Consider the following 2,099-nt stretch of genomic DNA (forward strand, 5'->3'; position numbering starts at 1 on the left):
CCGGGCCGGACGCCGCCGGCGGGCAGGGGGGTCGGGCGCGGGCCGGCCGCGCCGGGGTTACCGGGAAGGAAGCCGCCGGGCGGCGGCGGGGGCGGCGGCGGACGCCAGCCGCCGGGCGGCCGGGGCGGCGGCGGACGCCAGCCCGGATAGCCCGGCCAGACCGGCGGATAGACGCGGCCGGAGCCCCAGTTCCACCAGTAATTGTCGTACCAGATCGAGCCGATGGCCGCCGCCGCGCCGAACACCAGCGCCGTGGTGAGGAGCGGGCCCGGGCCGTAGACCACGGCGGGGTCGTAGGTGGGAACGTAGATCACCTCGGGATTGGCCGGCTGGATGTAGACGACGTCGCGGCCGCTCTCGACGCGGCGCGTCACCACCTGCTCGGGGGTCGAGGTCAGCGTCCCCTTGTCGGCGGCCTTGAGGCGCAACTCCTGGATGACGTTGGCGACGTCCTGCGGCTGGTTGACGAAGGCGTCGCCGAGGTCGCTCGTCCACGTCAGCTGCTCGTTCATCTTGGTGACGAGGCCGGGCAGTCGGACCATCGCCTTGACGCTCGGATCCCAGTTCTGCGCGTCGGCGCCGGAGAAGTCGTTGCGCGACACGGCGTCCCGGTTGCGCTCGATCCAGCGCGCCGCCTGCACGATCTCCAGCGGGTAGGCGGCGGCCGGCAGCATCTGCGCCAGCAGCTCGTCGGGATAGAGCGCGATGGATTGCAGGATGTTGACCAGTTCGTCGTGGGTGAACACGCCCGGGTGCTGGGCCGAGGGCGAGGGCGGCGGCAAGGCCTGCGGCGGGGCGGCGGCGGGCGCGGGAGGCGGCGGCGGGGCGGCGGGCGCGGGCGGGGCGGGCGTCTGCTCCTGCGCCCGCGCGCCCAGAGTCGCGCCGGCCTGCAGCATCAGCAGGGTCGAAGCGACGGAAATGAGATGAGGCCAACGCATGGAACGTCCCCTTCGTGTCAGGGCCGGAGGCGACCTGAACGCCGCCGCGAGGCGCAGGCCCAGCTCGCGGCCCTTCGCGACCCGCGAGCTTGCGAGTACTATAAGCAATCCATGCTCGCAGTCGAATGCGATAAGTCAATTCACTTCGTTGTTCATGAGGGCGACCGCTAACTTTCGCGAACGCCTGACGTTAAAGGGGCCTCTCGCCGGAGGCATTCAGGAGGGCGCTGGCTTTCCAGCCATTGGGGCCGATACCGCCAACTCACAGTATTGACTGCCATAGATTTAGATTTAGCTGTCGAAATTCATAACAAAATTTAAATTGAACTTCCGGTTTGGCGATATTTATGTTTTCAGATGCAAGTCAACCGGATCATATTCGCGGCCCTGCTGGCGAACCTGGTTGTTTCCGCCGTCGCGTTCGCCGACGTGTTTCGCACTTTCAGGGCCGGAGTTCGTGCCCCCTTCTCCGTCGTCTTCAATTGCGTCACGAAAATGACCGCCAGCGGGTCGGGCACGGCATCCCACGGCAGAGTGGAGACGGAGGTTCGAAACTTGCCGCGTTGCGGCCAGGCGAACGTTCCGCACCTTATCTATTGGTATACGCCCGACAAGGACTATGTTGGGCCGGACGAAATATTTCTGTATTCGATGGGGATCCAGGACAGATACCGCGTCAATGTCGTGAAGTAGCGCGACGGTCTGGGAACGGGCCCGGCTCGCGGCCCTTCGCGACCCGCGAGCTTGCGAGTACTAGAAGCAATCCATGCTCGCAGTCGAATGCGATAAGTCAATTCACTTCGTTGTTCATGAGAAGCGTCTTTAAGCTTCGCACGCGCCGAACGCTGGCGCACGCGCTCGGCCGCTCGATTTCGCGCGTGTCCGGTCGGTCAAGCTTTTAAGTTGATGAAAGCAACGTAGAGCACGAATGCCCGTGCGCCAACGGACAACTCTTGACGATTGCGGCGAAAAATAGTAAAAGATTTCTGTTATTTGGAGTTTGTTTTCAAATGAAAGTCGTTCGGATTGCTTCTATAGCCATCATGGCGAGCCTGTTCGTCTCCCCCGCGGCGTTCGCCCAGGACCTAGGTGTCGTTTCCAAAGAGGTTGTTCAGCCTCTGCCATGGGCTGAGGCCTCCGATTCCGGCGTGGGGTCTGGTT

2 protein-coding genes are annotated in these 2,099 nt (G+C 64.1%); one reads left to right on the plus strand and one right to left on the minus strand.

Annotation, left to right across the window (positions count from 1 at the left end; genetic code table 11):
- Positions 1 to 938: DUF3300 domain-containing protein (locus tag NK718_RS21790; protein WP_254746834.1), on the minus strand; the 938-nt coding region annotated here is incomplete at its 3' end.
- Between the two features lie 953 nt (positions 939 to 1,891).
- Between NK718_RS21790 and NK718_RS21795 the strand changes: the two genes are divergently transcribed.
- On the plus strand, positions 1,892 to 2,099 hold a 208-nt coding region (locus tag NK718_RS21795), incomplete at its 3' end, for a hypothetical protein (protein ID WP_254746838.1).

The sequence above is a fragment of the Alsobacter ponti genome (assembly GCF_024294805.1).
GTDB classification, from domain to species: domain Bacteria; phylum Pseudomonadota; class Alphaproteobacteria; order Rhizobiales; family Beijerinckiaceae; genus Alsobacter; species Alsobacter ponti.